This is a genomic window from Flavobacterium geliluteum, assembly GCF_017948595.1.
In the GTDB taxonomy this organism is placed as follows: Bacteria; Bacteroidota; Bacteroidia; order Flavobacteriales; family Flavobacteriaceae; genus Flavobacterium; species Flavobacterium flavipigmentatum.
The window spans coordinates 1-2,483 of sequence record NZ_JAGFBV010000057.1 but is presented as its reverse complement, the minus strand read 5'-3'; the positions used below and the strand labels follow the sequence as shown (position 1 = coordinate 2,483).

At 34.5% G+C, this 2,483-nt stretch carries 3 protein-coding genes; all 3 read left to right on the top strand.

Annotation, left to right across the window (positions count from 1 at the left end):
• Positions 1–1,252, top strand: a 1,252-nt coding sequence (locus J3495_RS18845) for a hypothetical protein (RefSeq protein ID WP_210668501.1), incomplete at its 5' end; no start/stop codon positions are given.
• A gap of 58 nt (positions 1,253–1,310) precedes the next feature.
• Positions 1,311–1,904, top strand: coding sequence for a hypothetical protein (locus J3495_RS18840; protein WP_210668500.1), 594 nt, complete (start codon positions 1,311–1,313; stop codon positions 1,902–1,904).
• Between the two features lie 3 nt (positions 1,905–1,907).
• The gene (locus tag J3495_RS18835; RefSeq protein ID WP_210668499.1) at positions 1,908–2,279 is read left to right on the top strand and encodes a hypothetical protein; all 372 of its coding nucleotides are present in this window, start codon (positions 1,908–1,910) and stop codon (positions 2,277–2,279) included.
• The last annotated feature ends 204 nt before the right edge of the window (positions 2,280–2,483 follow it).

Here is a 2,483-nt window from a genome sequence, read left to right as displayed (position 1 = left end):
CTTGGTGAACGACCTGACCACCGGAGGAACCACGAAAGCGTTAACAGCTGAAATGGGAAAACTTTTGCAGACTAATAAGGTTGATAAAGTAGCCGGTGAGCGTTTGATAAATGCAGCCGAAATCACTAAGCTTTCAGGATTAGCAAATGTTACAACAACAACAAAAACAATTCTTTCGACAGTATTGGCCACTCAAAACGTGGCGGGTTTTGTAGCGTATATTAATGCTCTTAACCCTGTCCTGGTTGTTGCAGCAAATGAGATTGTAAAATATACAACCAGCGACACAGGAAGAACGTTTGAACTGAATTTCAGAGGTCGAAGCTTTGGAGTTGGACAACCGGCAATTGTGGCAGCGGATGTTATGGAGGTTACTTCTTTTTTAAATAAAGACATCAATCTTTCAAATTATCCCTCAACACGAAATGATGGACAGTTGCCAACAAATAAGGTTTTGAGCACAGATGCAGCAGGAAATTTAAAATTGTACACTATTGCTACATCTCCAGCACCTTATTTAAATGAATTAATTCCTGATAGTTATTTACCAAGCACTACTGGTAATTTTATTTTAAAAGGTGCATTTTTCACACCTTCAATGACTGTTTCAATAACTGGTCAAACGGTAAATTATGTAACATTCATTAGTGACAATGAGGTTCGTGCTAATGTTACAACCGGAGCAGCAGAAGGAAACTTTGACGTTATTTTAAATAATGGATTAAGCGCGACGTTTAGTGGCAGGATGTTAATTGTTTTAGGCACTGTGTATAAGCCATTAACGGGTGATTGGACTTCAAAATCAAACATTGATGTAGCGGAAGGTGATTATGCGAAAATATTAACAGCAGGAACTGTAGCATCAGCACTTTGGACAAAAGAAATTGACTACACTAAAAATTGGATAGTATCTTTTAAATATACAAGATCTCCTTTTATAGCATCAGGCGAAAATTCATATTTGTATTTGACAGAGAGCGTTGGAGGAGCAAGTAAATTTAGTTTTAGATGGATTACAGGCAACCTATATATTTATCATGGAGCATCACAAACATTACTTGGTGTTAAAGCGTTTGATTCTGCCAAAAATATCAAGATAAAAAAAACCGGTAGTATAGTTGCACTTTACATAAATGAAACAGTTTTTGCTTACACATTAAGCGATTTTGCAACTGTAACAAGTAATTTAAAAATATACTTAGCATTGCTTAATACTGACATTAAAGACATTCGATATATAGAAACCGCATAAAATTTAAAACATGGCAGGAGAAAAAGTAATACAATATTACCTTGATATATATCAAACGATGGGTAATACATTAACGGATATAAGTTTTGACTGTTTACCTTTTTTGGTAGAACAGGAGCCAATTTATAACATGAAAGGACAAAAGGTGTCAAAATCATACTATGATAAGTCAGGACGTGAAGCTGTTAGGCTTAGGTATGAGCGAATTTTTAAGGATTACACCTATAACAATGTTGTGTATTCAAATGTATTTATAGGATTATGTAAACGTATTGAATATTTAGACTGGTCAGGAGAAATTGCATACACTAAAAATTTACAGCCTTATTTATTTAATCTTGAGCCTGTTTTTTTGGGTGATGGCACTGAAACGATAGTTTCCTTTTCGTCTCAAAAGCAACGTGAAATACTGCGGACTGAACGTTACAAAGCAGATGATTGGTTAAATGCAAAAAACCCAAATTTATACGCTATGCTTTATCAAAGATATACAACTGCATATAATTACTATTTGCGAACTGGCTTAAAAGATGATCTTGTAAACGAAATTGATTCAGAGGTCAATCCTGAAATCAATACCGTTTTTAACAATGAGGTGTACGGATATGAACCTATGACGGTTAAAGAATTAATAATCTTGAATCTTCAATAATTTATGGGTGCAATTTTAGCCTTTGTTTCTGTCCTACTTGCATCTTTTCTTTTTCCTTTAGGGCTACTTTTAACGCTCATTGTCAATCTATATAAAAGACGCTGGAAATTTTCTTTTAAGCGTTTAGATCAGCAGTTTTTGAGTATTGCCACCAGTGTTGACACTTCCGGGAATGTGATTTGTAAAGACTTGTTTGACCTCATATTGATTAAAAAATCAGGTTATCAGTTTGGCAATCGGAAAGAAACTATTTCGAGCGTATTGGGTAAAAACCAACGTGACGGAACGTTAACCAAATTAGGATTAATTGTCTGTAATGTGTTGGACTGGTTAGATACAGAGCATTGCTTTAGAAGTATTGACAGTTTAATTTAAACTAATTCCCTGGAGACGGGAATTAAAAAAAAGTCCTCCAACATAAATACTTCCTACGGTAATTTATTTTATAGCAACAAAGCCACAGCGTTGGAGGACATAAGTCTTCTTGCTGTGGCTTTGTTGTGTTATAAATTATCGTAGGAAGGACAAATATAATATAATCAATCATCAATCAAAAATCGAATTATGAATAAGTATCAT

Excerpts from the sequence above, each read along its gene's own strand:
- J3495_RS18840 (WP_210668500.1), top strand. The coding sequence starts at position 1,311 with ATGGGTAATACATTAACGGATATAAGTTTTGACTGTTTACCTTTTTTG.
- J3495_RS18835 (WP_210668499.1), top strand. The coding sequence starts at position 1,908 with ATGGGTGCAATTTTAGCCTTTGTTTCTGTCCTACTTGCATCTTTTCTT.